The sequence below is a fragment of the Acidocella aromatica genome, assembly GCF_014201825.1.
In the GTDB taxonomy this organism is placed as follows: domain Bacteria; phylum Pseudomonadota; class Alphaproteobacteria; order Acetobacterales; family Acetobacteraceae; genus Acidocella; species Acidocella aromatica.
Window position 1 is genome coordinate 79,053 of record NZ_JACHFJ010000007.1, and the last position, 24,828, is coordinate 103,880.

24 protein-coding genes and 1 tRNA gene are annotated in these 24,828 nt (G+C 64.8%); 11 read left to right on the forward strand and 14 right to left on the reverse strand.

The window, feature by feature from the left end:
* Nucleotides 1-57: 57 nt before the first annotated feature.
* The 5 genes from HNP71_RS08845 to HNP71_RS08865 all read right to left on the reverse strand — a co-directional run bounded on the left by HNP71_RS08845 (nt 58) and on the right by HNP71_RS08865 (nt 6,398).
* Nucleotides 58-1,263 (reverse strand): phosphoglycerate kinase, encoded by a 1,206-nt coding sequence (locus tag HNP71_RS08845; RefSeq protein WP_183266531.1) that lies wholly within the window; start codon nt 1,261-1,263, stop codon nt 58-60.
* Nucleotides 1,260-2,273, reverse strand: coding sequence for a type I glyceraldehyde-3-phosphate dehydrogenase (gene gap, locus HNP71_RS08850; protein WP_183266532.1), 1,014 nt, complete (start codon nt 2,271-2,273; stop codon nt 1,260-1,262). Before gap ends, HNP71_RS08845 begins: the two co-directional genes overlap by 4 nt.
* A gap of 34 nt (nt 2,274-2,307) precedes the next feature.
* Nucleotides 2,308-4,347 (reverse strand): transketolase, encoded by a 2,040-nt coding sequence (tkt, locus tag HNP71_RS08855; RefSeq protein ID WP_183266533.1) that lies wholly within the window; start codon nt 4,345-4,347, stop codon nt 2,308-2,310.
* A 133-nt stretch (nt 4,348-4,480) separates the two neighbouring features.
* On the reverse strand, nt 4,481-4,891 hold the full coding sequence (locus HNP71_RS08860) for a group II truncated hemoglobin (RefSeq protein ID WP_183266534.1): 411 nt from the start codon (nt 4,889-4,891) through the stop codon (nt 4,481-4,483).
* 187 nt (nt 4,892-5,078) lie between these two features.
* Entirely contained in the window at nt 5,079-6,398 is a 1,320-nt protein-coding gene (locus tag HNP71_RS08865; RefSeq protein ID WP_183266535.1) for an ammonium transporter, read from the reverse strand.
* A gap of 307 nt (nt 6,399-6,705) precedes the next feature.
* Here HNP71_RS08865 and HNP71_RS08870 point away from each other — a divergent pair, with 307 nt between their 5' ends.
* Nucleotides 6,706-7,890 (forward strand): UbiH/UbiF/VisC/COQ6 family ubiquinone biosynthesis hydroxylase, encoded by a 1,185-nt coding sequence (locus tag HNP71_RS08870; RefSeq protein ID WP_183266536.1) that lies wholly within the window; start codon nt 6,706-6,708, stop codon nt 7,888-7,890.
* A 41-nt stretch (nt 7,891-7,931) separates the two neighbouring features.
* A complete protein-coding gene (locus HNP71_RS08875) occupies nt 7,932-9,698 on the forward strand; it encodes a cation:proton antiporter domain-containing protein (protein WP_183266537.1) in 1,767 nt (588 codons plus the stop codon).
* Nucleotides 9,699-9,778: 80 nt separating this feature from the next.
* On the opposite strand, the gene HNP71_RS08880 is transcribed toward HNP71_RS08875, so the two are convergent.
* Together HNP71_RS08880 and HNP71_RS08885 are read right to left on the reverse strand one after the other, a co-directional pair.
* Complete coding sequence (locus HNP71_RS08880) at nt 9,779-10,780, reverse strand: fatty acid desaturase family protein (RefSeq protein WP_183266538.1); 1,002 nt, start codon at nt 10,778-10,780, stop codon at nt 9,779-9,781.
* Between the two features lie 230 nt (nt 10,781-11,010).
* Entirely contained in the window at nt 11,011-12,810 is a 1,800-nt protein-coding gene (locus HNP71_RS08885) for a transglycosylase domain-containing protein (protein WP_183266539.1), read from the reverse strand.
* A gap of 87 nt (nt 12,811-12,897) precedes the next feature.
* Here HNP71_RS08885 and HNP71_RS08890 point away from each other — a divergent pair.
* The 9 genes from HNP71_RS08890 (at nt 12,898) to hypE (ending at nt 21,104) form a co-directional block, all read left to right on the forward strand.
* Nucleotides 12,898-12,984, forward strand: a tRNA-Leu gene (locus HNP71_RS08890).
* Nucleotides 12,985-13,452: 468 nt separating this feature from the next.
* Nucleotides 13,453-13,908, forward strand: coding sequence for a pilus assembly protein TadG-related protein (locus HNP71_RS08895; protein WP_281376894.1), 456 nt, complete (start codon nt 13,453-13,455; stop codon nt 13,906-13,908).
* A gap of 13 nt (nt 13,909-13,921) precedes the next feature.
* Nucleotides 13,922-15,481 carry a hypothetical protein gene (locus HNP71_RS08900; protein ID WP_183266541.1) on the forward strand — a complete coding sequence of 520 codons (1,560 nt, stop codon included), beginning with the start codon at nt 13,922-13,924 and terminating at the stop codon, nt 15,479-15,481.
* Between the two features lie 17 nt (nt 15,482-15,498).
* Complete coding sequence (locus HNP71_RS08905; protein ID WP_183266542.1) at nt 15,499-16,032, forward strand: TadE/TadG family type IV pilus assembly protein; 534 nt, start codon at nt 15,499-15,501, stop codon at nt 16,030-16,032.
* A gap of 5 nt (nt 16,033-16,037) precedes the next feature.
* The gene (locus HNP71_RS08910; protein ID WP_183266543.1) at nt 16,038-16,535 is read left to right on the forward strand and encodes a TadE/TadG family type IV pilus assembly protein; all 498 of its coding nucleotides are present in this window, start codon (nt 16,038-16,040) and stop codon (nt 16,533-16,535) included.
* A gap of 79 nt (nt 16,536-16,614) precedes the next feature.
* The gene (locus HNP71_RS08915; RefSeq protein WP_183266544.1) at nt 16,615-16,845 is read left to right on the forward strand and encodes a HypC/HybG/HupF family hydrogenase formation chaperone; all 231 of its coding nucleotides are present in this window, start codon (nt 16,615-16,617) and stop codon (nt 16,843-16,845) included.
* The gene (gene hypD, locus HNP71_RS08920) at nt 16,842-17,942 is read left to right on the forward strand and encodes a hydrogenase formation protein HypD (protein ID WP_183266545.1); all 1,101 of its coding nucleotides are present in this window, start codon (nt 16,842-16,844) and stop codon (nt 17,940-17,942) included. The genes HNP71_RS08915 and hypD overlap by 4 nt, the downstream gene beginning before the upstream one ends.
* The gene (hypF, locus tag HNP71_RS08925; protein ID WP_183266546.1) at nt 17,890-20,121 is read left to right on the forward strand and encodes a carbamoyltransferase HypF; all 2,232 of its coding nucleotides are present in this window, start codon (nt 17,890-17,892) and stop codon (nt 20,119-20,121) included. Before hypD ends, hypF begins: the two co-directional genes overlap by 53 nt.
* Complete coding sequence (gene hypE / locus HNP71_RS08930; RefSeq protein WP_183266547.1) at nt 20,109-21,104, forward strand: hydrogenase expression/formation protein HypE; 996 nt, start codon at nt 20,109-20,111, stop codon at nt 21,102-21,104. The genes hypF and hypE overlap by 13 nt, the downstream gene beginning before the upstream one ends.
* Here hypE and hypB read toward each other — a convergent pair.
* The 7 genes from hypB to cybH are packed head-to-tail and all read right to left on the reverse strand — an operon-like array spanning nt 21,101 to nt 24,827.
* Nucleotides 21,101-21,901: a hydrogenase nickel incorporation protein HypB gene (gene hypB, locus HNP71_RS08935; RefSeq protein ID WP_183266548.1), complete on the reverse strand. Its 801-nt coding sequence runs from the start codon at nt 21,899-21,901 to the stop codon at nt 21,101-21,103. The two genes, hypE and hypB, sit on opposite strands and share 4 nt — an antisense overlap.
* 1 nt (nt 21,902) lies before the next feature.
* Complete coding sequence (gene hypA, locus HNP71_RS08940) at nt 21,903-22,235, reverse strand: hydrogenase maturation nickel metallochaperone HypA (protein WP_246344142.1); 333 nt, start codon at nt 22,233-22,235, stop codon at nt 21,903-21,905.
* A 1-nt stretch (nt 22,236) separates the two neighbouring features.
* Nucleotides 22,237-22,413: a rubredoxin gene (locus tag HNP71_RS08945; protein ID WP_183266550.1), complete on the reverse strand. Its 177-nt coding sequence runs from the start codon at nt 22,411-22,413 to the stop codon at nt 22,237-22,239.
* Nucleotides 22,410-23,189 (reverse strand): hydrogenase expression/formation protein, encoded by a 780-nt coding sequence (locus tag HNP71_RS08950; protein WP_183266551.1) that lies wholly within the window; start codon nt 23,187-23,189, stop codon nt 22,410-22,412. Before HNP71_RS08950 ends, HNP71_RS08945 begins: the two co-directional genes overlap by 4 nt.
* Nucleotides 23,189-23,575, reverse strand: coding sequence for a thioredoxin domain-containing protein (locus HNP71_RS08955; protein ID WP_246344143.1), 387 nt, complete (start codon nt 23,573-23,575; stop codon nt 23,189-23,191). Before HNP71_RS08955 ends, HNP71_RS08950 begins: the two co-directional genes overlap by 1 nt.
* Nucleotides 23,572-24,132, reverse strand: a complete 561-nt coding sequence (locus tag HNP71_RS08960; RefSeq protein ID WP_183266552.1) for a HyaD/HybD family hydrogenase maturation endopeptidase — start codon at nt 24,130-24,132, stop codon at nt 23,572-23,574. The genes HNP71_RS08955 and HNP71_RS08960 overlap by 4 nt, the downstream gene beginning before the upstream one ends.
* Complete coding sequence (cybH, locus tag HNP71_RS08965; protein WP_183266553.1) at nt 24,129-24,827, reverse strand: Ni/Fe-hydrogenase, b-type cytochrome subunit; 699 nt, start codon at nt 24,825-24,827, stop codon at nt 24,129-24,131. Before cybH ends, HNP71_RS08960 begins: the two co-directional genes overlap by 4 nt.
* Between the last annotated feature and the right edge of the window lies 1 nt (nt 24,828).

Genomic DNA, 24,828 nt, shown 5'->3' on the forward strand with positions numbered 1-24,828 from the left:
CCCAGGGCATAAAAAAGGGGGCCATGCATGGCCCCCTTTCGCGTTTGGCTCGGGCGTTTACCCGAGGTTCGAGAGATCCTTGCTCAGCGCGATCACGCCGGGGAGCACCTTGCCCTCCATCCACTCCAGGAAGGCGCCGCCAGCGCTGGAGAGATAAGTCATGTGCTCGTGATAGCCCGCCAACTTCAGCGCGGAGACAGTATCGCCACCACCGCCGACGGAGACGATCTTGCCTTCCTTGGTGGCCAGCGCGATGGCTTCCGCCAGCACGTTGGTCGCGGCGTCGAACGGCTTGGTCTCGAACGCGCCGAGCGGGCCATTCCAGATGATCGTCTTGATCTCGGGCAGGCGGTTGATGAAGGCGGCGACGGTGGCGGGGCCAACGTCCAGCGCCATCGCGTTGTGCGGGATGGCGTCGATCTTCACCACCTGGGTCGGGGCGTTGGCCTCGAACTTCTCGGCTACCACCACATCCTGCGGCAGGATGATCTCGCAGCCCTTCACGGCGGCGGTCTTCAGGATCTCGCGTGCGGTGTCATGCAGGTCGGCTTCCTGGAGGGACTTGCCAACATTATAGCCCTGCGCAGCCAGGAAGGTGTTGGCCATGGCGCCGCCAATGACCAGGATGTCCACCTTGGCGACCAGATTGTTCAACAGGTCCAGCTTGGTGGAAACCTTGGAACCGGCCACGATGGCGGCCACCGGGCGCACCGGGTTGCCCAGAGCGGCTTCCAGCGCGTGCAGCTCGGCCTGCATCAGACGACCCGCGAAGGACGGCAGGTGCTTGGCCACGCCCTCGGTGGAGGCATGGGCGCGGTGCGCGGCGGAGAACGCGTCGTTGACGAAGATGTCGCCCAGCTTGGCCAGCGCGGCGGCGAATTCGGGGTTGTTCTCCTCCTCGCCAGCGTGGAAGCGGGTGTTTTCCAGCACCAGCACGTCGCCGTTCTGCAGCTTGGCGACGGCCTCCTCAGCCACGGGGCCAACGCAATCCGCGGCGAAGGCCACCGGCTTGCCCAGCACCGTGCCCAGCGCCTCGGCGATGGGACGCAGCGACAGCGCCGGAACGACCTTGCCTTTGGGACGGTCGAAATGGCTGAGCACGATCACCTTCGCGCCCTTTTCGGAAAGTTCGCGGATCGTGGGAGCAAGACGCTCCAGGCGGGTCAGGTCGGAGACCTTGCCCTCATGCACCGGCACGTTGAGGTCGGCGCGGAGCAGCACGCGCTGCCCCGCCACCTTCACATCGTCAAGCGTTTTGCTCACAGCGCACCAAAGTAGGCGGCGGTGTCGGACATGCGGTTGGAGAAGCCCCACTCATTGTCGTACCAGGAGAGCACGCGGGTGAGCGCGCCATCCACCACCGTGGTCTGCGGCGCGTCGAAGGTGGACGAAGCCGGGACGTGGTTGAAGTCCTGGCTCACCAGCTTGTCGGTGCTGTAGCCCAGAATGCCCTTCAGCTCACCCTCGGAGGCGGCCTTCATGGCGGCGTTGATCTCGGCCACGGTCGGCTGCTTCTTCAGCACCACGTCCAGCGAGATCAACGACACGTTCGGGGTCGGCACGCGGATGGCGGTGCCGTCCAGCTTGCCCTTCAGCTCCGGCAGCACGAGGCCGACGGCCTTGGCCGCACCGGTGGAGGTCGGGATCATGGACAGGGCGGCGGCGCGGGCGCGGTGCAGGTCCTTGTGCAGGGTGTCCACGGTCTTCTGGTCACCCGTGTAGGAGTGGATGGTGACCATGTAGCCGCGCTCGATGCCGAAATTCTCGTGCAGCACCTTGGCGACCGGCGCCAAGCAGTTGGTGGTGCAGGAGGCGTTGGAGATGATCTCCATGTCCTTGGTCAGGGTCTTGTGGTTCACGCCGAACACGATGGTGGCGTCCACGCCGTCAGCCGGGGCGGAAATCACGACCTTGCGCGCACCGGCGGCCAGCAGGGCGGCGGCGGCTTCGCGCTTGGTGAACAGGCCGGTGCACTCCATCGCCACGTCCACGCCCTGCAGGGGCACCTTGGACGGGTCGCGCTCGGCGGTCACCTTGATCGGCGCATAGGTGCGGCCGTTATGGGTGATGACCAGGCTGTCGCCCTGCACTTCGACGGTGCCGGGGAAGCGGCCATGCACGGAGTCGTAGCGGAACATATGGGCGTTGTCCTCGACCGAGCCGAGGTCGTTGATCAGCACCGGCTCCACGTCGGTGCGGCCGCTCTCGATGAGCGCGCGCAGGACCAGACGGCCGATGCGGCCGAACCCGTTGATTGCAATTTTCACAGCCATTTTTGTTCTCGCTCCGTTATGTGGATGTATTTATTTAGGCGTTGACCGCCGACGTAACAGCCTTGACCACCGCGGCCTCGGTAATGCCGAAATGCTCGTACAGCACTTCCGCCGGGGCCGAGGCACCGAAGCCGGTCATGCCAATGAACACGCCGTTGGCCCCCAGCCAGCGCTCCCAGCCGAAGCCGCAGGCGGCTTCCACGCCGATGCGCGGCGCATCGCCCAGCACCTCGGCCTGGTAGGCGGCGTCCTGCTTGGCGAACAGCTCGAAGCAGGGAGCGGAGACCACGGCCACCTGGATGCCCTGAGCCGCCAGCGCCTTGCGCGCGCCCATGGCGATGGAGACCTCGGTGCCTGTGGCGATGATGGTGGCGGCGCGCTTGCCCTCGGCCTCGGCCAGCACATAGGCGCCACGGGCGACCTTGTTGCCGTTGGCCACGTCGCGCAGCGCGGGAACGCCCTGGCGGGAGAGCACCAACAGGCTCGGGCCAGTAGTGTTCTTCACCGCGACTTCCCAGGCCTCGGCGGTCTCGATAGCGTCCGCCGGGCGGATGGTCAGCACGTTCGGCATGGCGCGGAAGGAGGCCAGATGCTCGATCGGCTGATGGGTCGGGCCGTCCTCGCCCAGGCCGATGGAGTCATGCGTCAGCACATGGATGGCGCGCACGCCCATCAGCGCCGCGAGGCGGATGGCCGGGCGCATATAGTCGGCGAACACGAAGAACGTGCCGCCATAGGGGATGAGCCCGCCATGCAAAGCGAGGCCGTTCATCGCCGCCGCCATGCCGAATTCGCGCACACCGTAATAGATGTAGCGCCCCGCGTAATTGCCAGGCTCCACGCCCGCCATGCCCTTCACCAGCGTCAGATTGGAGCCGGTGAGGTCGGCGGAGCCGCCCACCAGCTCGGGGATGGCCGGAACCAGCACTTCCAGCGCCTTCTGGCTGGCCTGGCGGGTGGCGAGCTTGGGCTTGGTCTCGGCGAGCTGCGCCTTGTAGGCGGACATCGCCTCAGCCCAGCCCTCGGGCAGCTTGCCCTGCATCACGCGCTCGAACTCGGCGCGCATCGGGTGCTTGGCCAAGCGCTTCAGCCAAGCGCGGCGGGTGACAGCGCCGCGCGCACCGGCCTCGTGCCAGGGCTTATACACGTCCTCGGGCACCACGAAGGGCAGTTGCTCCCAGCCCAGGGCGCGCTTGGCGGCCTCGGCCTCGGCACCGCCCAGCGGGGCGCCATGACTGCCGGCGGTGCCGGCCTTGGTCGGCGCGCCGAAGCCGATGACGGTGCGGCAGGCGATGATCACCGGCTTGGAGGATTTCTGCGCGAAGGCCAGCGCGGCCTGGAGTTCCGCGAAATTATGGCCATCGACCCGGCGGGTGGCCCAGCCATAGGCGGCGAAGCGCTTCAGCGGGTCCTCGGAGGTGGAGGTACCGGTGGCGCCGTCGATGGTGATGGAGTTGTCGTCCCACAGCACGCAGAGCTTGTTCAGCTTCAGATGCCCGGCCAGGGCGGCGGCCTCGTGGCTCACGCCTTCCATCAGGCAGCCATCGCCCGCGACGACCCAGGTGCGGTGGTCAACAAGGCTCTTGCCGAACTTGGCGGCGAGCATGCGCTCGGCCAGCGCCATGCCGACGGCGGTGGCGAAGCCCTGGCCCAGCGGGCCGGTGGTCATCTCGATGGCCGGGTGCTCGTGATATTCCGGATGCCCCGCGGCGGGGGAATGCAGCTGGCGGAAGGTCTTCAGCTGCTCGATGCCCATGCCCTCATGCCCGGTGAGGTGCAGCAGCGCGTAGAGCAGCATGGAACCATGCCCGGCGGAGAGCACGAAACGGTCGCGGTCCCACCAGGTAGGATCGGCGGCGTCGAATTTCAGCGTGCGGGTCCACAGTGCCGTGGCGGCGTCTGCCATGCCCATCGGCATGCCAGGGTGGCCGGACTTCGCGGCTTCCACGGCGTCGATCGCCAAAGCCCGGATGGCGTTGGCCATGATCCGGTCCTCGGTGAGCGGTTGGGCGAGAATCTCCGCCTGCCGCGCCAGTGCCGCCTCGTTGCCCGAATTATCGCCAATGCTTGCCATGTATCGCCCGTTCTATCCTGGAATGGCGCGTGCATAATGCCACCGGCCTTGGGCTTCAACCCGGCGCGCGCGCATGGCCACTTTATTATCTGCCGATTTACGCCCCAGCCGCGCTATCGCGCCGCCGTAACGGTCAGCGCGCCTTGCCCCGCCAAGCCATGGCCTCGGCCAGCTGACCCAGGGCGTTGTCCATTTTTTCAGCAAGTTCCGGCTCAACGCCCACCTGCCGGATGGCGTCGCGCATCGCGTCCATCCATTGCCGGGAGGTTTCCTTGGTCACGTTCATCTTGGCGTGGCGGGACATAATGCAAAACCCGCCGCGCTTCTCAATCCACTCGCGCGGGCCGCCGAGCCAGACGGTGAAAAACCCGGTCAGCGAGTCGCGTGTGGGGCCGAGATCCGGCTCATGCATTTCGCGCAGGGCGATGTAATCGGGGTTGCTGTCCATCACGTCGTAGAACGCATCCACCAACCGCCGCACGCCCTCGGCGCCGCCGATCACCTCGTAAGGGCTGCGCTTTTCCTCGATAACCGTTCCGTCCATCTAGCCTGTCTGCCTATTTTAAGAACGGAGCAAACAAGCAAAATTTTTTGTCCAGAACTTTGATCTGGATCATGGCAGCGAAAAAACCTCGTGCGCGGCAACCCACAAAAAACAGCAGCGCCCGGAGGCGCTGCTGCGGAAGGCGACAGGACCACAAGGCGTTTGGCGCGCCCCGTGGCGGTATAGCTTAGGCGAACTGCTGCAACTTCTCGCCGTGCTGGGTAATGTCGAGACCCTCGACCTCCTCTTCCTTGCTCACGCGCAGCCCCATGGTCAGGTCGATGAGCTTGAGGATGATGAAGCTGACGATGCCGCTATACAGCAGGGTGACGATGATACCCTCGGCCTGCAGCAGCATCTGGTGCGGCGCACCCTCCAGCAGGCCGGGGTGACCGCCGACCTCGTTCAGCGCGAACACACCGGTGAGCAGCGCGCCCAGGATGCCGCCGAGGCCATGCACGCCCCAGACGTCCAGTGCGTCATCGTAGCCGAACATGCCCTTGAAGCCGGTGACGCCCCAGTAGCAGACCACGCCAGCGGCCAGACCGATGACCAGCGCGCCGGGAACACCGACGAAGCCGCAAGCCGGGGTGATGGCGACGAGACCGGCAACCGCGCCAGAGACCGCACCCAGCAGGCTCGGCTTGCCCTTCACGATCCACTCAACCAGCGTCCAGGAGACGACGGCGGCGGAGGTGGCGAGATGGGTGTTGATCATGGCCATGCCAGCCTGACCGCCAGCGGTCAGAGCGGAACCGGCGTTGAAGCCGAACCAGCCCACCCACAGCAGGGCGCCGCCGAGCATGGTGTAGCCCAGATCGGCCGGGGCCATGTTCTCGCGGCCATAGCCGGTGCGCTTGCCGACCATGATGGCGGCGACCAGACCGGCCACGGCGGAGTTGATGTGCACCACGGTGCCGCCAGCGAAGTCCAGCACGCCAGCGGAGCCGAGGAAGCCGCCCGGCCCCCAGACCATATGGGCGATCGGGGCGTACACGGCGAGCAGCCAGATGCCGAGGAAGATCATGGCGGAAGAGAACTTCAGACGGTCAGCCGGGCCGCCCAGGATGAGCACCGGGGTGATGATGGCGAAGGTGCATTGGAACATGGCGAACACGGTCTCGGGGATGGTGCCCGAGAGGCCGTTGAGGCCAGCGCCATTGAGCATGACGCGGGAGAAACCGCCGATGAACGGGGCAAGCGGGCCGGAACCAGCGGTGAAAGCCAAGCTATAGCCGACAACAACCCACAGCACCGAAATTAGGCCGGTGGCGAAGAAGCACTGCATGAGCATCGCCAGGATGTTCTTACGGCGCAGCAGGCCGCCGTAATACAGCGCCAGGCCCGGCACCGTCATCATCAGCACGATCACCGAGGAGATCAACATCCAGGCGGTGTCGCCGGAGTTCAACGTGGGGGTGCTGCTCTGCGCCATGGCGGGCGCGGCACCCGCAACGAGCATGCCCAAACCTGCCGTGACCGCCGCCAATTTCGATCGCTTACTCATCGAGTTCATGTTCCTCATGTTTCTCTGCCTTGGGCGGTCTGGAGCCTGAACAGACCGGCAGAGCACTTTGTGGACGGCTCCAAAACGTGACGGATTAACGCAAAGCAAAGAACGTGCCGAAGCCAGGAGCGCCGGGAACAAAATGTTCGCGCATCAGCCTTACGGCCGAAACAATCCAACAGCCCAAATTATAGGCAACGCCGTGCCCAAAATTACCCCAAAGCCCCTACCTCCATATCCGCCCCGGGGGTTGGCGGCTCGGCGGCGCTCTGGCAGACTGGCCGCCTCACAACCAAAGAGGGGCGGCATGACAACCACCCATGACATCGCGATTATCGGCGCCGGCCCGGTGGGCGGCACACTGGCTCTGGCCCTGGCCGCGCGCGGCTGGCGGGTGCTGCTGGTGGACAGGGCGGATCTTTCGCCCATGGAGAGCGCGGATTTCGACGGCCGCGCCTACGCCATCTCCGCGGGCAGCAAGACGATCATGGAGTGGGCGGGCATCTGGGACAGACAGCCCTACGCCCCCTGCCCCATCCTCGATATCGACGTGACGGACGGCAAGCTGGGCCGGGCGCCCTCGCCGCTGAAACTGCATTTCGACCACCGCGCCGTGGGCGAGGATCCGTTCGGCTGGATCATCGAGGCCCGCTCGATCCGCATCGCCCTTAATAATCGACTGCACGAGGCGGAGAACCTCACTTTGCGCGCCCCGGCCGAGGCCGTGGTGGAGCGCAGCGCCGAGCAGGTGCTTCTGCGCATCGGCGCGGAGGAGTTCACGGCCAAGTTGGTGGTCGCCGCCGAGGGGCGCAAATCCCCGCTGCGCGATCAGGCTGGCATCGGCCTCACCCGCTTGCCCTATCATCAGACGGCGGTGATCTTCGCCATAGACCACGAGACGCCGCATAACGGCGTGGCGCTGGAGCATTTCCTCCCCGGCGGCCCCTTCGCGGTGCTGCCGATGACCGGCACGCCCGAGCACCCCAACCTCTCCGCCGTGGTGTTCACCGAGCGCGATGCCACGGCGCAGAAACTCTACGCCATGGAGCCGGAGCCCTTCATGCGCGAGGTGGAAAAGCGGCTGAACAACCGCCTGGGCCGCGTGGCGCTGGCCGGACGGCGCTGGCTGTACCCGCTCTCGGCCCAGTATGCGTCGCGGTATTACGACACGCGCCTCGCCCTGGTGGGCGATGCCGCGCATGGCGTGCATCCCATCGCCGGCCAAGGGCTGAACCTGGGCTACCAGGATGCCGAGGCCTTGGTGCGCCTCCTGGAAGGTGCAGCGGACCCCGGCGCTCCGGCGCTGCTGGCGCGCTATCAAGCGGCGCGGCGGCCGATCAACATGGCCATGCTGCTGGGTATGGACACGCTAGACCGGCTGTTCTCCACAAACTTCCCGCCCATCCGCCTAGCGCGCGACCTGGGCTTGGCGGCTGTGGAACGCATGCCCCGGCTAAAGAAGCGCTTCATGCTGGCGGCTATGGGGCGGTGAAAAACTAGTCGCACCGGGAGCAGGAGCGGCTAAGAAGGGGCATGTCTCTTACTATTGTCGTCCTGCTCGCAGCCATTGTCATCGCCGTGCCGCTGGCGCGTTATGCCGGGCTTGGCAGTATCCTCGGCTATCTCGCCGCCGGGGTGGTCATCGGCCCGGCCTGTCTCGGGCTGGTGACGGATAACCACGCCATCAGCGAGACCGCCGAGCTAGGCGTGACCATGCTGCTCTTCCTCATCGGGTTGGAGCTGCGCCCGCACCGTTTGTGGATCCTGCGCAAGGCGATCTTTGGGCTCGGGCTCGGGCAGATGCTACCCACGGCGCTCGTCATCGGCGGACTGACATGGCTCTTCGGCATCCCCGTAGCTGACGCCGCGGTGCTCGGCATCGGGTTCGCCCTCTCCTCCACGGCCATCGTGCTGCCCATGCTGAACGAGCGGAAGCTGCTGCCTTCCATACCAGGGCGCGACGCCTTCGCCGTGCTGCTGTTTCAGGACATGGCGGCCATCCCCGTCCTGGCCCTGCTTCCCATGCTGGCCCAGGGCGGCATGGCGGGCCAGATCTCCTGGCTCACGGTACTGCGCGGGGTCGCCGTGGTGGCGGGCATATTGCTGGCGGGCACGATCGCCGTACGTCCGTTGTTCCGCATGGTGGGGCATGCCAAATCCCGCGAGCTGTTCACCGCCACGGCGCTGCTGCTGGTGGTGGGCACCGCCGCCCTGGCCGAATGGGCTGGGCTCTCCGCCTCGCTCGGCGCCTTCATGGCGGGCGTCATGGTCTCGGACTCGGAGTACCGGCACGAGATCCAGGCCAATATCGAGCCCTTCGAGGGGCTGCTGCTCGGCTTTTTCTTCATCTCGGTCGGCATGTCGGCCGATATCGGGCTGCTGCTGCGCCACCCGGCGCAAATCCTGGCGCTGGTCGCGGCACTGGTGCTGCTGAAGGCGGTAATCGGCTTCGCCGTCAGCTATGTCCGCCGCCACCTCACGGGCTCGGCGCTGCGCTTCGGCCTCGCGCTTTCCGAGGGCAGCGAGTTCAGCTTCGTCCTCTTCGCCGCTGCCGTGGCGGACAAGGCGCTGGCCCAGTCGTTGGCGGATACCGCCACGCTGGTGGTTGCGCTCTCGATGATGGCGACCCCGGTGCTCTTCGCCGCCGCCGAGCGCTTCGTGGTGCCCCGGCTGGAAGCCGCCAAGCCCAAGCCGTTCGATAAAATAGCCCCCGCCCAAGTGGACGAAGCAGTGCCGGTGATCATCTGCGGCTTCGGCCGGTTCGGGCAGATCATCGGGCGCGTGCTCTCCATGCAGCGCATCCGCTTCACCGCGCTGGATTGGAGCCAGGAGCAGGTGGACGTGGTGCGCCGCTTCGGCGGCAAGGTGTTCTTCGGCGACCCGATGCGCGAGGAGGTGATGCGCGCCGCCGGGGCGGACGAGGCGCGCGTGCTCGTCATCGCCATCGACGACATGGAAGCCTCGCTGGCCGTAGCGCAGATGGTGCGCCGCAAATTCCCACATCTGCGCGTCGCCGCGCGGGCGCGTAACCGGCGCCACGTGCATCTGCTAATGGCTGCGGGGGTGGAGATGATCGTGCGCGAGACCTTCCACTCCAGCCTGCGCCTGACGGAGCTGCTTCTGGAGGAGTTGGACGTGCCCACGGCGCAGGCGCGCCGGGCGATCGAGCTGTTCCGTGAGCATGACGAGAAGATGCTGGCGGAAACCTACGCCATCGCCCATGACGAGAAGCAGCTGATCCAGACTGTGCAGGACGCGAACAAGGAGCTGCTGGACCTGTTCAAGTCAGATAAACACTAACCCCCCTGCGCAGAAGCATGCCGCCCAGCTCCTTGTCGGTTGGGGGGCGTTACGCCCAAACCTCGCGGCGGCGGAGCGGCTCAGGGCGGAAATGGCACCATGCGGTTTGACGCTTCGTCCCATAGCGCATAGCTCGGGGCTTTGAAGGCATCGCGCAGGGTAAGCACCGTTACCGACTTCATTTCTTTGACCAGGCCATCCTGGCAAGCCTGCAGACAATAATTTGGAATGCCGGGGCGCAGGTGATGGATGTGGTGCAAGCCGATATTCGCGCTGAACCAGCGCATGACGAGCGGCAACTTCAGGTACGAGGTGCCGTGCAAGGCTGCCTGACTGAAACTCCAATCTTCCGCCTTTGACCATTGCGCATCCTCGAACCTGTGCTGCACCGCGAACAGCCAGATTCCCGTGATCGCGGCGATGGCCATGGCGGGCAACTGCACCAGTGCAACGCTCCTTATGCCAAAAAGGGCGATCAGCAGCGCGAACATGCCTGCGAGCGCCATATTCAGCAGGTAAACGCTGCGGCGCTCGCGCCGGAAAGATGCCGGGGTATCAAAGGGCACACGGTAAAGCAGAATAAAAATAACCGGCGGCAACAGGAGGTGGATCAGCACCGGGTGATGCGAGACGCGGTACAGGAATTTCGCCGAGGGGCGGAGAGCATTGTATTCCGCCAGCGTCAGGCAATCTGAAAAGAAATCGGCCGGGATGCCGCGCTTGTCGAGGTCGTTCCAGCTTTTATGATGCCGCGCGTGCAGACGGCGCCAGTAGGCGAAGGGCGTCAATGTGACCAAACTACAGGCGGCGCCAACAATTTTGTTCAGGCGGCGCGATGGAAACAGCGAATTATGACCACAATCATGCTGAAGCATGAAGATGCGGACAATGAGGCCGCTGGCAGGCACGGCGAGCGCCAGCGTCAGCCAGACCGAGACATGCAGTGCCGCATACATCGCCACGACGCAGGCTATGTAAAGCCCAAATGCCGAAGCGGTCTGCCAAGCCGCTGCGCCCAGCGATGGGGTCTGGTAAGCGCGAAGCATCGACGGGGTTAGGGTTTCGGTCGGCGGGTTTAGCATAGACGATTGAGTCCTGGACTCTTTATATCACCCTGTGTCCTCTGGTGATCAAAGGCGATCCAGGCAAATATTGGTGGCCCCATAGGTCAGGATTCTGGGCGTAATGCAACCATCGCGGCCCGAAAGACGAAATTCCGTTCCAGCGGCAGTAGCGTTTCGCCGTACCATCCGGCAGTCAGACACGGCCCTGGAAAGGGCAAAAAAACCGCCGCTTCTAGGCAGTTATCCCATCACCCGCCCAATCCGCTTGCAATCGTCTTGAATATCTCCGCCGGTAAAGTCCCGCCCAGCACTTTATTTGTAGGCGAATTGTCATCATTGCCCAGCCATACGGCGATGATGTCGCCGCCCGCATAGCCGATGAACCAGGCATCGCGGTAATCCTGCGTCGTGCCGGTTTTGCCCGCCGTGTAGATATTGGGAATGAACGCCCCCTTGCCGGTGCCGCTGGTCACCACGGCGCGCATCATCTGCCCCACCGCCTGGGCCTGGCCAGAATCCACCACCGGCACGGGGGCCGGGTGCGGTGCGGGTGCGTGGTTGATGGCGGTGACGGCGTAGGGCGTCACGCGCTCCCCGCCGTTGAAGAAAGTAGCGTAAGCCCCGGCCATTTGCAGCACACCCACCCCCCCGGTGCCCAGCGCCATGGTCGCGTCGTCGGGGAAATTGTCGTTCAGGCCCAGCTCCCGGGCCAGCGCGATCACCCTCCGCGCCCCGCCCGCGCGCAGCAGGATACGGATGGCGGCGGTGTTCATCGAGTCCGCCAGCGCCTGGGTCATCGAGACCTCGCCGTGATACCCGGCCTCGTAGTCATGCGGGTGGTAGCCGTGCAGGTAGAGCGGGCCGTCGAGCACGGTGTCCGACGGTGACATGCCAGCACGCAGCCCCGCCAGCCAGACGATGGGCTTGATCGCCGAGCCCGTCTGCCGCCGCGCGAGGGTAGCGCGGTTATAGCCCTCGCGGTTGCCCACCCCGCCGATGAGCGCGCGCACCGCCCCGGTCTTAGCCTCCAGCACCACCACCGCGCCCTGCGAGATGTGCAGCGCCGGGCCCTGAGTGGCGATGGCCGTGTCCAGCGCGGTCTCGGCCGCGTTTTGCAGCGCCGGGTTCAGCGTGGTGGAGAAGGTGATGTCCTCGCCCTCGGGGATCTGCGCGCTCTCCTGCTGCATTACCCAGAGCGCGAACCAGGAGGTGCGCGAGACCGGCTGCGCCGCGTCGGCCAGCTGGGCCTCGGCGGCGTTCTCCTGCTCGGGGCTGATCGCCTGGGTCCCCACCATGTCGTCCAGCACCTGGGTGGCGCGGTTGGCGGCGGCTTCGGGGTTGGCCAGCGGGTTGAGGCTGGAGGGGGCCTTGGGCAACCCGGCCAGAATGGCCGCCTGGGCGATGCTCAGCTGCGTGGCCGGGACGCCGAAATAAAGCCGGGCCGCGGCATCCACACCGTAAGCCCCCTCACCCAAATAGACACGGTTGAGATAGATGCCGAGGATTTCGTCCGGCGTGTAATGCCGGGTGAGCCAGAGGGCGAGCACCGCCTCCTGCACTTTGCGGCGGAAGGTGCGCTCATTGCCCAGGAACAGCGTCTTCGCCACTTGCTGGGTAATGCTGGAGCCGCCCTGCATCACGCGCCGGTGGATGAGGTCGGTAACCACGGCGCGGGCGAGGCCCTGGGTGTCGAACGCGCCATGCTCATAATAGCGCTTGTCCTCGATGGCGATGAACGCTGCCGGCACGTAAGGCGGCAGCGCGGAGGGCAGCACCACCTGGCCCGAGGCATCGCCGAACCGGGCGGCGAGCTGGCCCGACGGGGCGAGCAGCAGAATGGCCGGGCGACGCGGAGTGGTGACGGCGCTGGCGGGGTTCGGCATGTCCCAGGTGAACCAGAGTCCGGCCAGAAACAGGACCAGCCCGCCCCAGATGGCACCAATGACAAGCAGCCGCGTGACCACCCAGCCCCGGCGCAGGTTACGGACGAGCTGCCGGGTCTTCGGCTTGGGCCTGGGAGCTGGCGGTTGTTGCTTGGCGCGGGGCATGGAAGGAGAGGTGCCAAGCCTGCCCGCTTATGGCAAGCCAGCAGGTTATTGCCCCGAACCGCCCCTCCGGGGTAGGTGAAGGAGATCGCGGGTGTGGCGGAATGGTAGACGCACCGGACTTAAAATCCGTTGGGGCTTTGCCCTGTGGGGGTTCGACTCCCCCGACCCGCACCAGTTACCCTCTCTTACAATTTTCACAAACACGCGAACCACGAACAAATTATTGTGATTTAATTCATCTGCATTTTTTAAAATCATCCGAATACGAACAAATTATTGTGATTTTTAAATCATATCGATACGAATAAACAACAATATAAAACCACTTAATATTTCAAGCAAAAACCTTTAATAATCCCCCTAAATTTACTTGGCACAAATCGATTTTATTTGATCAAAAAGAAAAAGATTTTAAAAGAGTCACATTGACATGTGACGTCCGCGTGACTGTTATAATAATTAATTCTTGTTATAATATCCCTCAACTTATCGCCTTACCTTAACTGCCAAATATCTCTGCACTTTATGCGTATTGCCGCTTCCTCGATAGCACAGAGCGTCTCTATGTTAGTTTTTCTTATCAGGCTTATCCCGGCGTTCTTACGCAACTTCCTCGCGTCCCGGCGGGCGGGTCTAGCGGTGATGTTTGCCCTGAGCATGCCTATGCTTTTGGCGGTGACCGGGTTAAGCGTGGATGTCGGCTACTGGTATCAGAACCAGACAGCTTTGCAGTCTGCCGCCGATGCCGGAGCCATGGCGGCGGCAATGAACGATGCACGCCTCGGGCAAACAACCGACGACACCAAAGTCTCGGCGGCGCTACCTTACGCCAAGGCCATGGCCGATGCCGCCACCAGCCAGCAATTTGGCTTCGTCAGCGGCGCACCCGGCACCTCGGTCACCCTGACGGCCAATACCGGCACCGCGCAAACCGTTAACAGCAAGAGCGTCGCCACCACCACTTATACGGCGACCGTCTCCGCGCCGCGCCCGGTATTCTTCTCGGCTGTCGGGGGGGCTGGGCTTCAAGGGTTTCTCGGCCGGCACGCAAAGCGCCAGCGCCACCGCCTCCATCGTTACCACCACATCGGGCACTAGCGGCGGGTGCCTCATGGCTCTTGGCACCTCGGGCATCGATATTTATCTCACCGGCGGCGCCAAACTCGACGCTTCCGGATGCAGCGGCACCGGCATCGTCTCCAACTCAACAGCCTCGTGCAATAGCAGCACGGATGCGGGGTCGATCTCCGTCAACCCCTCGGCCTCCATCGTTACATCCTCGGTCGAATCAGCCGGGTGCGTGTACGTCGACACCAATGGCGGCGCCAAAATCGTCAACGCCTCGGGTAGCAACCCCACCTACAGCACGGGCAGCGCTACCGACCCTTATCAGGCCCTCGCCAATGCTGGCTTTCCCAAATGGCCAAGCCAGCCAAGCCAGCCGAGCCTGAGCAATACCGTCGCAACCTCGACCTTTTCGCTGGGCTATGTAAAATCCTATTCCACAGCCTATGCCGGTTGTAGCCCGGATTATGCGGCCAAATGCTGGCTGAACCCGTATGAGTTCACCGGCAACCTCAGCCCCAATGTTGTCTCCCTGGAATTATACGACGGCATCGATGCCGCTAATTACGATTCCACCTACGTATTCACCGGCAGCTTCAAAACCGGCAACGGCACGCTGACCTTCGACAGCACAAGCTCAATCCCAGCGACTTATTATTTTCAGGGCGCCACCACCACCAAGCGCGGCACAACCACGACCACCGGCTATGGGCTCGAACTCAGCTCCCCCACCATCACCTGGGGTACGGGCGGCGTTTATTATTTCAACGGTGGTTGGGCGGTCGATGGCAGCTCCCCCACCATGAAAGTGGGCACCAGCACCATGCTCTCCACCAAATATAGCGGCGCCTCCAACGGCGCCACTTACCTACAGGAAGGCAATATCACCTTCGGCGGCGGCACTTACTACTTCGATGGCGGGCTGGTGATCGGCGGCAGCGGCAACGTCACCTTCGGGCCAGGCATATATTATATCGTCAACGGCCCCTTCTCCGTCACCAATGGCGGTACGCTCACCGCCAACGGCGCAACCTTTGTACTCGAAGGCACATCCTACTACGCCTTCAACGGCGGCACCAACCTCACACTCTCAGCCCCAGTGCCCAACAGCGCCACCGCCCCCACCAACTGCGTGCTGCCCTTCTCCTCCGGCAGCACCACGGGCACGCCGTATCCGCAAACCACCTACACAATCGACAATACCACCGTCACCGCCACCCCCACCTATGGCACGCCCATCACAACCAATGTCGGCTATGGTTATCCAGGCAAGCCGTACCCGTGGGATGGCACAAACGGCAAAGGCATTTGCGGCGTGCTCATCTATCAGGCACCTACCGACAGCTCGACCGACTATATCACCGAGGGCACGACCAACACGGTCAACGGCATCATCTACACCCCTGCGGCGGCAGTCACCATGTCGGGCGCCGGCTCCATGAAGGCCGGCACCAATTCGGACGGCACAGCCGGAACACTCGCCGTTATCGCCAACAGCATCTCCCTCACGGGCAGCGCCAATCTTACGCTCTCCACGGGCTCCAGCACCTCGAACTATGGGCTGAGCTCCTCGACCACCACCAGCCAGATCCTGCTGACCAACTAATGGCGAAGCCTCTCACCATGCCCCTCGCCAAAATGCTCCTCACAAGGCTTACCGCTTTTGCTCACGCCCGCTCGGGCGCCGCCGCGGTCGAGTTCGCGCTGCTCGGCCTCAGCACATTCGCGTTTTTCTTCGCCATCCTCAACCTTGGACTGCTTGGCTTCACGCTCACCACATTACAGCGCGCCGTGGAGATGACCGCCCGCACCGCCGCAGTGAACGCCACTGCCGCTGGCAGCAGCACCGGCTCTGGTGTCTGCCCCTCGGTTTCCGATGTCACCGGTTATTTCAACCAATATGTCGGGCGCATGATTCCCAAGGCGGGAACCGCCCAAGGCCCGACCCTGACCTTCTATACCAATGCCTCCGGCAAACCTGTCTCTTTTACCGGCCCGTGGGTGAACAGCACCTCCAATGCTCCCACCGGCACTTATATCGCTCTTGGCGCCAGCTATACTTGGTCGCCGATCGGCTTCGCCAAGCTCATTTCGATTCCTCTCACCATCAAGACCGTCGCCTTCGCCATGGGTTCCCCCTCATGCGCCGACGACTGATCCCCATGCGTGCCCTGCCACATCTCGGTCGGCGCGGCAGCGTCACCGTGGAATTCGCCCTCATCGCAACATTCTTCCTGCTGCCTCTGTTTGGCGGGAGCCTGGACATGGTGGAGTACATCTCCGCCCGCGCCCAGCTCAACACGGCGCTACAAGCGTTGTACTACTACGCCCTGACCAATCCCTCGGCAGGCACGAACAGCGCCAACACCACGGCGATCATGTCGCTAATGAGCAGCAGCCTGCATCCGCTCACTTTGGTCAGCTCTTCGGTCTCCTATAATTGTATCGCCAACAGCGCCACGACAGTCACTTATGTCTCGCAGTCGAGCACGGCGATAACGTCCTGTCCCGCATCGGGCAGCTATACCGCCTCTCAGCAGACATTGCAGATCACAGTTACTTACACCGTGCGCACCTCGGTCCCCTTGACCATGCCAATGCCGTTTGTGCCCTCCAACCCGCTGGTTCTGACACAGACCGGCATGATTCAGGTGCAGTAGGCGCCCCTCAGATTTGCGCCAGATCAATGTTTTTCCAGGCAACCGACGCATGTAAGGTAGGAGCGGGGGTGATGTAGCTATGTGTCTTGGTATTCCGATGCAGGTGGTGGCGATCGACGGCTTCAACGCCGAGTGCGAGGCACGTGGCGTGAAGCGCAACGTCTCCCTGTTCATGATCGGCGAGAATGAAGTCGAGGTCTGTGATTATGTAATGGTCCATGTCGGCTATGCGCTGCGGAAGATGACGCCCGAGGATGCGCGCCTGAGCTGGGAACTGTTCGACGAAATCCTCGCGGTCGCCGGCGAATGAAGGAGGATTTCACCGCCGCCAAGGGATGGCTGGAGCGCATCGGGGAGCTGCCCATCGCGCATCCCGTGGCGGTGATGAATGTCTGCGGCGGGCATGAGCGCAGCCTCACCCAACTCGGCCTGCGCGGCGTGCTGCCGCCGAACGTGAAGTTGATCTCTGGCCCTGGCTGCCCGGTCTGCGTCTGCCCCGAGGAGGATCTTGCCGACGCCATCGCCCTGGCGCTCACCGGCGATGTCACGCTCGTCGCCTTTGGCGATATGCTGCGCGTGCCCATCAATGCTGCCAAAGGCGAGGTGCGCTCTTTGGCCGAGGCGCGGGCCAAGGGCGCCGATATCCGCCCGATCAGCGCGCCGCAGGAAGCCGTGGCCCTGGCCGCCTCCAATCCCGCCCGGCCCGTGGTGTTCTTCGCCGCCGGGTTTGAGACGACAACCGCCCCTGTGGCCGCCATGCTGGCCCAGGGCGTGCCGGAGAACCTCTCCGTGCTGCTGGCCGCGCGCCTCACTTGGCCGGCGGTGGATATGCTGCTGGCAAGCGGAGATGCCGCGCTGGACGCGCTGATCGCCCCCGGCCATGTGGCGGCGGTGATGGGTGCTTCGGAATGGGGCTTCATCCCGGAGCGGTACCATCTGCCTGTGGCGGTGGCCGGGTTCTCGGCCAATTCGCTGCTGGCGGCGCTGTATTCCGTGCTGCGGCAGAAGCTGGCGGGCAAGCCGTTCCTCGATAATTGCTATGCCGAACTTGTGGCCCCCGAGGGTAATCTCCGCGCCCAGGCTTTGCTGGCCGAAGTGATGGAAGTGACTGACGCCAACTGGCGCGGCATCGGAGTGGTCCCGCGCTCCGGCTTTGCCCTGCGCGGCGAGTGGAAACGCTTTGATGCCCGCGCCCGCTTCGAATTCTCCGCCCTGCCCCGCCGCCGCGCGGGCGAGATGCCCCCGGGCTGCGACTGCGCCGCCGTGGTACTGGGCAAGAAGCAGCCGGACCAGTGCCGGCTCTATGGCACCGCCTGCACGCCGCAGAATCCGGTGGGGCCGTGCATGGTCTCGGATGAGGGCGCCTGCCATATCTGGTGGCAGGGAGGCACGCGGGCAGCGGCCTGACGCCTTGGCCTGCGAGCGGATTGTCCTCGGCGGGGTGGTCCAGGGGGTCGGATTCCGGCCCTTCGTGTACCGTCTGGCGCAACAGCTTGGCGTAGCGGGCTGGGTGCGCAACAACGCTGGCGTGGTGGAGATTTGCGCCGCCGCAGCGCCGGAGACACTGAACGATTTCCGCGCCGCACTGCTGGCCGAGGCACCACCCGCCGCAAGGCCGGAACTGCATGCCGTTTCGCCAGGGGCATTCACCGGCACCGGCTTCACCATCCTGGACAGCACGGCGGGAGAAACCGTACAGGGCCTGCCGCCCGACCTCGCCCCCTGCCCGGATTGCCTAGCGGAGATGAAAGCCCCAGGGCGGCGGCACCGCTACCCCTTCATCAACTGCACCCAATGCGGGCCGCGCTATTCCATCATCCGCGCCCTGCCCTATGACCGCGCCAATACCACGATGGCCGAATTCCCCCTCTGCCCGGCCTGCGCGGCCGAATACGCCAACCCGGCGGACAGGCGCTTCCACGCCGAGCCGGTGGCCTGCCCGGACTGCGGACCGCGCCTGCGTTTCGGCGCCCAGGAGGGTGAAGCGGCGTTGGCCGCCTGCCTCATGGCGCTGCGGGCGGGCCAGATCGTCGCGGTGAAGGGCGTCGGCGGGTACCATTTGTTCTGCGACGCGGCGGACGAAGCGGCCGTGGCCCGGCTGCGGACGCGCAAGCACCGGCCCGAGAAACCGCTGGCCCTGCTGCTGCCTGAGGCACGGGTAATGGACTACGTGGTGGCGGATGCCCCGGCCTTGCACCTGCCCTCCCGCCCCATCCTGCTGCTGGAGAAACGCCCCGGCCTGCCGGAAGTCCTTGCACCAGGCCTCACCGAGTTGGGTGTGATGCTGCCGGATTCGCCGCTGCATCACCTGCTGGCGGAAGGTTTCGGCGCCGCCTTGGTGGCCACCTCCGCCAACCGCTCCGGCGAGCCGATGGTGACGGACGAGGCTCAGGCGGAAGCCGAACTGGCGGGCATCGCCGACGGGTTCCTGCACCATAACCGCAGGATCGAGCGTGCGGTGGATGACTCAGTGGTGCGGATCATCGACGGTGCGCCGCACATCCTGCGTGCCGGGCGGGGGCTCAGCCCTATCGAGATGCAACTGCCCTTCACGCTGGGGCGCCCCGTGCTGGCGCTGGGCGGGCATATGAAGTCAGCCATCGCTTTGGCCTGGGGGAACAAGGCGGTGATCTCCCCGCATCTGGGCGAGTTGGACAACGCCCCAGCCCACGCGGCCTTCGCCCGCATGGCGGCGGATCTGCAGGCGCTTTACGGCGTACGGGCGGAAGTGCTGATCACCGACGCGCATGAGGGGTACGCTAGCACGCGCTGGGCACGCACCCAGGACCTGCCCGTGGAAACCGTGTGGCACCATCACGCCCATGCCAGCGCCGTGGCGGGCGAGCATGGCGGAGCGGAAATGCTGGCCTTCACCTGGGACGGTGTCGGGCTGGGCTCCGATGGCGCGCTCTGGGGCGGCGAGGCGCTGCTCGGGAGGCCCGGGGCTTGGCGCGTGGCGGCGCGGCTGAAGCGGCTACGGCTGCAAGGGGGCGATGCCGTCTCCCGCGCCCCCTGGCGCTCTGGGGCGGCGATGTGTTGGCATACCGGCATCACCCCGCCAGAAGGACTGGTGCCAGACCCCCTGCTCCACACCGCCTGGACGCGCGGGCTGAACTGCCATGAGAGTTCCGCCGCGGGGCGGCTGTTCGACGGCGCGGCGGCTTTGCTCGGGCTGCGCCATACCGCCAGCTATGAGGGCCAGGGCCCAGCCCTGCTGGAAGCCCTGGCGGGGCCATTGCCCAATGCCGCTCCTCTGCCGTTGCACGAAGTGGGCGGCGTCTGGGAGGCGGATTGGTCGCCCCTGGTACCGATGCTGCTGGATGATACCCTGCCCAACCCTGAACGCGCCGCGCGCTTCCACGCCGCACTGGTGGCCACGGGCGTGGAGATTGCCCGGCTCGTGGGGGCGAAGACCGTAGGGCTGGCGGGCGGGGTGTTCCAGAACCGCAAGCTGGCCGAGGCGCTGCTCGCCCGGTTGCGGGCGGCGCGGATTACGGCGCATCTGGGGCGCAAAATTCCCTGCAACGATGCGGGCCTGAGCTTCGGCCAGGTGATTGAGTTTGGAGCACGGCAATGGATGAGATGATTACCCTGGCGCATGGCAATGGCGGGCGGCGGATGCGCGCGCTGATCGAGGAGATTTTCGCCCCTGCCCTGGGCCGCCCGGATACCCAGGCCGACGCTGCGGCCATCGCCCTGCCGGAAGGCGAGATCATGGTCACCACCGATGGCTTCACCGTGCAGCCCGCGCGGTTTCCGGGCGGGAATATCGGGGCGCTGAGCGTGCATGGTGTGGTCAATGACCTCGCCGTCTCCGGCGCCACACCGCTCTACCTCACCCTGGCGGCACTGATCGAGGAAGGCACCTCCGTTGCGCTGCTGCGCGAGTTGGTGGCCAGCCTGGGCGAGGCCGCGCACGAGGCCGGGGTGCGTGTGGTGGCTGGCGATACCAAGGTGCTGCCGCGCGGCCAGGGCGGCGGGGTGTATTTCACGCTCACGGGAATCGGCGTGCGCACGCCGGGCTGCCCACCGGGGCTGTCCGCCATCCGTCCTGGCGACAGGCTTCTGGTGAGCGGCCCGGTGGGCGACCATGGCATCGCGGTGATGCTGGCGCGGGAGGATTTCGGCCTGCGCGGCGATGTCCGCTCCGACGCCGCCTGCGTACTGCCCCTCACCCGCGCGTTGCTGCCCCTGCGCGGCCTGCGCTTCATGCGCGACCCCACGCGCGGCGGGCTGGCCACGGTGGCGCATGAGATCGCGTTAGCGACGGGGCTGGGGATTGAACTGGAGGAGGCGAATATTCCGGTGCGCGAAAGCACGCAGGCGGTGTGCGCGATACTGGGCTATGACCCGCTTTATCTGGCCTGCGAGGGCCGCGTGGTTGCGGTGCTGGCGCCCGAGGAGGCTGATGCCGCCCTCACCGCATGGCAGGCTTTGCCTGGCGGGGCGGAAGCAGCGATCATCGGCTGCATCGGCGCCACACCCGGCCCGGTGGTGCTGCGCACGCCGATCGGCGGCAGCCGCGTGCTCCCCGAGCTGGAAGAGGACGCGTTGCCACGAATTTGTTAGGTCCCTTCGGAGAGCGGCACTTTCGGACGGGCGGCGGCGGCCACGCCCTGGCGCAGCCAAGCCAGCCACTCCTCCATGCCCTCGCCCGTGCGGGCCGAAAGCGTGAGGCACGCCATGCCCGGATGGACCTGCTGGGCATAGCCCCGCGCAGTCTCCAGCGAAAAATCGAGATAGGGGAGCAAATCGGCCTTGTTCAGCAGCATCAAATTGGCGGCATAGAACATGTCCGGGTATTTCAGCGGCTTGTCTTCGCCCTCGGTGGTGGAGAGCACCACCACCTTATGCGCCTCGCCGAGGTCGAACCCTGCCGGGCAGACCAGATTGCCGACATTCTCGATGAACAGCAGCCCGCCGCGCAAGCTCGGCAGATGCTCCAGCGCGTGGCCCACGCCGTGCGCGTCCAGATGGCACCCCTTGCCGGTGTTGATCTGGTAGGCGGGCACACCGGTGGCTTTGATGCGGTCGGCATCCAGCCCGGTCTGCTGGTCGCCCTCGATCACGCCGATGGGAAACTCGCCTTTCAGCGCCTCGATGGTTTTCACCAGCAGCGTCGTCTTGCCCGAGCCGGGCGAGGAAACGAGGTTGATGACGAAAATGCCCTGGCCGGTGAAGACTCGGCGATTGGCATCGGCATGGCGCTGGTTGGCGGACATAATGTCCTGCTCCACCTGCACCATGCGGGTCTTGCTCAGGCCCGGCGCATGCGCGTGCTCCGGCCCGTGGTGATGGTGGTGATCATGCCCGTGGTCATGATCATGATCGTGGGAATGATCGCCGCAACCGCAAACGCCACACATGTCAGGATACCTCCAGCTGCTTGACCCGCATCTGCTGGCCTTCGAGAATCTGTAATTGGTAGCTGCCGCAATTCGGGCAACCATCGCCATGGCGGCGCACCGCCACGCGGGTGGAGCATTGCATGCACCAAGCCTCGCCGTCCACCAGCTCGGTGACCAGTTCCGCGCCCTCGGCCAACGTGCCGCGCGCGACGATGGGAAAATTGAACCTCATCGCCTCGGGCTCGATGGCCGCGAGCGCGCCGATTTCGAGCCATACCCTATGCACCTTGGCAAAATTCTGCGCGGCGGCTTGGTCCTCTAGCGTTTGCACCAGCCCTTCACACAACGACATCTCATGCATCCGGCTCACCCAGGCGGATGAACTTGTCCTTCGTCGCCTCGCAGATTGGACAGGTCCAGTCCTCAGGCAGTTCCTCAAAGCCCGTGCCTGCCTCAATCTGCCAGACATCGTCGCCCTCTTCAGGGTCGTACACATGCCAGCAGATGCGGCACTCCCAACGCTGGCTCATTGATACATGCCGCGCACGGCCCTAACGCGCTTGGCGGAATCGGCAATGTCGTCCAGCGCGGCGCAGGCCACGGCGGGAATCTCGGCGATATCCAGCGAGTTCAGGATGAGCTGGTTGGAGGCGTTGGAGAACTGCACCCACCATGTGGCGGCCAGATGCGTGGAGCGGATGCGGCAGGAGCCGTAACCAGCCGAGACGATGACAACATCGCCCTCGCCCAGCGTGCGCACCAGCCAACTGAGATCGGCGTCCGACATCGGTACGAGGTCAAGGTTGAAATTGTGCGTCTCGCCCGTGGCCATGAAGCGCTCGCTGCGCGCGACAATCTCGGCCAGCACATGCGGGGCATTGATCACGTCGTCCGGGATGGTCTCCGGGTCCGGCAACTTCATCACCGGGGCGGCGGCCCGCTGGCGCAGCACCTGCGGCACATCACCAACTTCCAGGTAATCCACCCCCTCGCCACGCACGCGCCAGAGCCCAGCGAAGATGGTCTCTTCCACCTGTAGATCCGGGCTGCCCATCGCCAGGGCCGAAACCTCGCCAGAGCCAAGAACCTCCTTCAGGAAGCGCGAAGCCGCCGGGGGGGCTTCGCGCAGATCCAGCATTTGCGGCGCGCCGGGCTTATAGGCGGTGAGCGCCCGCTCAATCCGGTCCAGCCAGATTTCGCCGGCTTGGCGCAACTCCGCATCGTCGGGCAGCAGCGGCGGAACATACTGCGCCACGCTGCTGGGCATGGGCAGATAGGCGGGGCCTTCTTCCGGCGTGACGGACATTATGCAGCTCGCTCCGGGCTGAGGATCTTATTGATTTCTTCAATATACACCGCCCAGTCGCGCATGCGAGGCAGGCTGAGCACCACGGCGCCATCGCGCAGGAACAGCAGGGTCGGCCGCACGCTGACCTTGAAGCGCACCGCAAGTTTCCTCTCCACATCCGGGTCGATAACGCCGACGCGGAACTTGTCAGGAAACTCCTTCAGCAACTCCGGCAACACCACGGCGAGATCGTCGATCTCCGGGTAGCGCGTGGGATTGCCGGTGAAGAACAGAGCGGTGAGGCCATGAGCGGTAAAGCCCTCCACATCATCCTGCCCCAGCGCGGCAATGCCAGGCATTTGTAACAAGCGGCGCAGTGAGGGCGAGGGTGTATCTGCATTCATGCGAAGGACCCTGCCTCGTAATTTTCCAGCGCCACGGAGTCCGGCCCTAGGGAGGCCGCCGCATCCCGCGTGGTGCGCAGCCTCGGCACCACGCCGAACCGCGAGAGATAGGAAATAGCTTCGGCGATCGCCGCGTCGATCTGCGCACGCACGGGCGCGGTGACGCTGCCGCCGTAATTCTCCAGGTCCAGCGGTTGCACGCCGATGAGCCGAATATGCAAAGGCAGCGTGTCCTTCAGCCGCGCCAGACCCAGCACATCCACCATGCTGGTCTGGTGCAGGCTCATCTTCTTGGCGGTCAGGCATTGCGGCACGTCGTCATCCTCGACCAGTACCAGCTCGCCGGGTTCGCGCCCGAAATCCACCGCATCCAGGATGATCAGCACATCCGTGTCCTCGACCAGCGGCAGCAGGGCCAACCCCTGCGTGCCGCCATCAACGAGCTTCACATTCTCGGGGAACACGTAGCGCGCATGCAGGGTCTCCACGGCACGCACGCCGAAGCCCTCATCCGCCCACAGGATATTGCCGACACCAAGGATGGTGATGTTTCTCATGACCGGCTGTCTTTGAAATAACGCCAACCGCTGATCATCGTGCTGATCATGGTCTGGCGGGACATGATGTCCTCGCGGATGACGAGATAGATATGCGCGATGACGAAGATCAGGATGTACCACATAGCCAGATGGTGCCAGGTGTGCACCTCCATGCTGCCGCCAAAGAGCGGGATCACCCAGGAGGTGAACAGCGTGTGCGCCCAGCCACCCGCCCCCTCGCCATACAGCGCGAAGCCGGTGACGAGCTGGAACAGAACACCAAGCACAAACACCGCGAGGATGGCCAGCTGCGCCACCGGGTTATGCCCGACTTCGCGCATGGGCTCACTCTTCTGGAAGCTGTACCAGCGCAGGGTCTGGAACAGCTCGTGCCACCAGGATTTGCGCCACACCGCCAGGATGAAAATCTCCTTGGCATAGCGGTTGCCCATCAGCACCCAATAGACGCGCAGCAGGAAACCAATGCCGAGGATGTACGCGGCGGTGAAATGGATGAAGCGGATGTCACCCATGACGTAGTGGTGGAACGGCTCGCCCGCGATGAGCGGCCAAGCCGGATTGCCGATGAGATAGCCCGTGGCGGCAAGGATGATGATGCAAGGCGCCGTCACCCAGTGCCAGAGCCGCACGGGAAGCTCATAGACATAGACGGGGGCATGCACCTCCGCTTTGTTGGTTTCGGGCGCGCTCATG

Coding starts and splice junctions, on each gene's coding strand:
- HNP71_RS08885 (WP_183266539.1), bottom strand. CDS start 12,810: ATGCCCCGCGCCAAGCAACAACCGCCAGCTCCCAGGCCCAAGCCGAAG.
- HNP71_RS08875 (WP_183266537.1), top strand. CDS start 7,932: ATGTCTCTTACTATTGTCGTCCTGCTCGCAGCCATTGTCATCGCCGTG.
- HNP71_RS08860 (WP_183266534.1), bottom strand. CDS start 4,891: ATGGACGGAACGGTTATCGAGGAAAAGCGCAGCCCTTACGAGGTGATC.
- hypD (WP_183266545.1), top strand. CDS start 16,842: ATGAAGGAGGATTTCACCGCCGCCAAGGGATGGCTGGAGCGCATCGGG.
- HNP71_RS08865 (WP_183266535.1), bottom strand. CDS start 6,398: ATGAGTAAGCGATCGAAATTGGCGGCGGTCACGGCAGGTTTGGGCATG.
- HNP71_RS08905 (WP_183266542.1), top strand. CDS start 15,499: ATGCCCCTCGCCAAAATGCTCCTCACAAGGCTTACCGCTTTTGCTCAC.
- HNP71_RS08945 (WP_183266550.1), bottom strand. CDS start 22,413: ATGAGCCAGCGTTGGGAGTGCCGCATCTGCTGGCATGTGTACGACCCT.
- HNP71_RS08895 (WP_281376894.1), top strand. CDS start 13,453: ATGTTTGCCCTGAGCATGCCTATGCTTTTGGCGGTGACCGGGTTAAGC.
- HNP71_RS08880 (WP_183266538.1), bottom strand. CDS start 10,780: ATGCTAAACCCGCCGACCGAAACCCTAACCCCGTCGATGCTTCGCGCT.
- HNP71_RS08870 (WP_183266536.1), top strand. CDS start 6,706: ATGACAACCACCCATGACATCGCGATTATCGGCGCCGGCCCGGTGGGC.
- hypE (WP_183266547.1), top strand. CDS start 20,109: ATGGATGAGATGATTACCCTGGCGCATGGCAATGGCGGGCGGCGGATG.
- HNP71_RS08910 (WP_183266543.1), top strand. CDS start 16,038: ATGCGTGCCCTGCCACATCTCGGTCGGCGCGGCAGCGTCACCGTGGAA.
- HNP71_RS08955 (WP_246344143.1), bottom strand. CDS start 23,575: ATGAATGCAGATACACCCTCGCCCTCACTGCGCCGCTTGTTACAAATG.
- hypF (WP_183266546.1), top strand. CDS start 17,890: ATGAGGGCGCCTGCCATATCTGGTGGCAGGGAGGCACGCGGGCAGCGG.
- gap (WP_183266532.1), bottom strand. CDS start 2,273: ATGGCTGTGAAAATTGCAATCAACGGGTTCGGCCGCATCGGCCGTCTG.
- HNP71_RS08950 (WP_183266551.1), bottom strand. CDS start 23,189: ATGTCCGTCACGCCGGAAGAAGGCCCCGCCTATCTGCCCATGCCCAGC.
- HNP71_RS08900 (WP_183266541.1), top strand. CDS start 13,922: ATGGCTCTTGGCACCTCGGGCATCGATATTTATCTCACCGGCGGCGCC.
- hypA (WP_246344142.1), bottom strand. CDS start 22,235: ATGTCGTTGTGTGAAGGGCTGGTGCAAACGCTAGAGGACCAAGCCGCC.
- cybH (WP_183266553.1), bottom strand. CDS start 24,827: ATGAGCGCGCCCGAAACCAACAAAGCGGAGGTGCATGCCCCCGTCTAT.
- tkt (WP_183266533.1), bottom strand. CDS start 4,347: ATGGCAAGCATTGGCGATAATTCGGGCAACGAGGCGGCACTGGCGCGG.
- HNP71_RS08960 (WP_183266552.1), bottom strand. CDS start 24,132: ATGAGAAACATCACCATCCTTGGTGTCGGCAATATCCTGTGGGCGGAT.
- HNP71_RS08915 (WP_183266544.1), top strand. CDS start 16,615: ATGTGTCTTGGTATTCCGATGCAGGTGGTGGCGATCGACGGCTTCAAC.
- hypB (WP_183266548.1), bottom strand. CDS start 21,901: ATGTGTGGCGTTTGCGGTTGCGGCGATCATTCCCACGATCATGATCAT.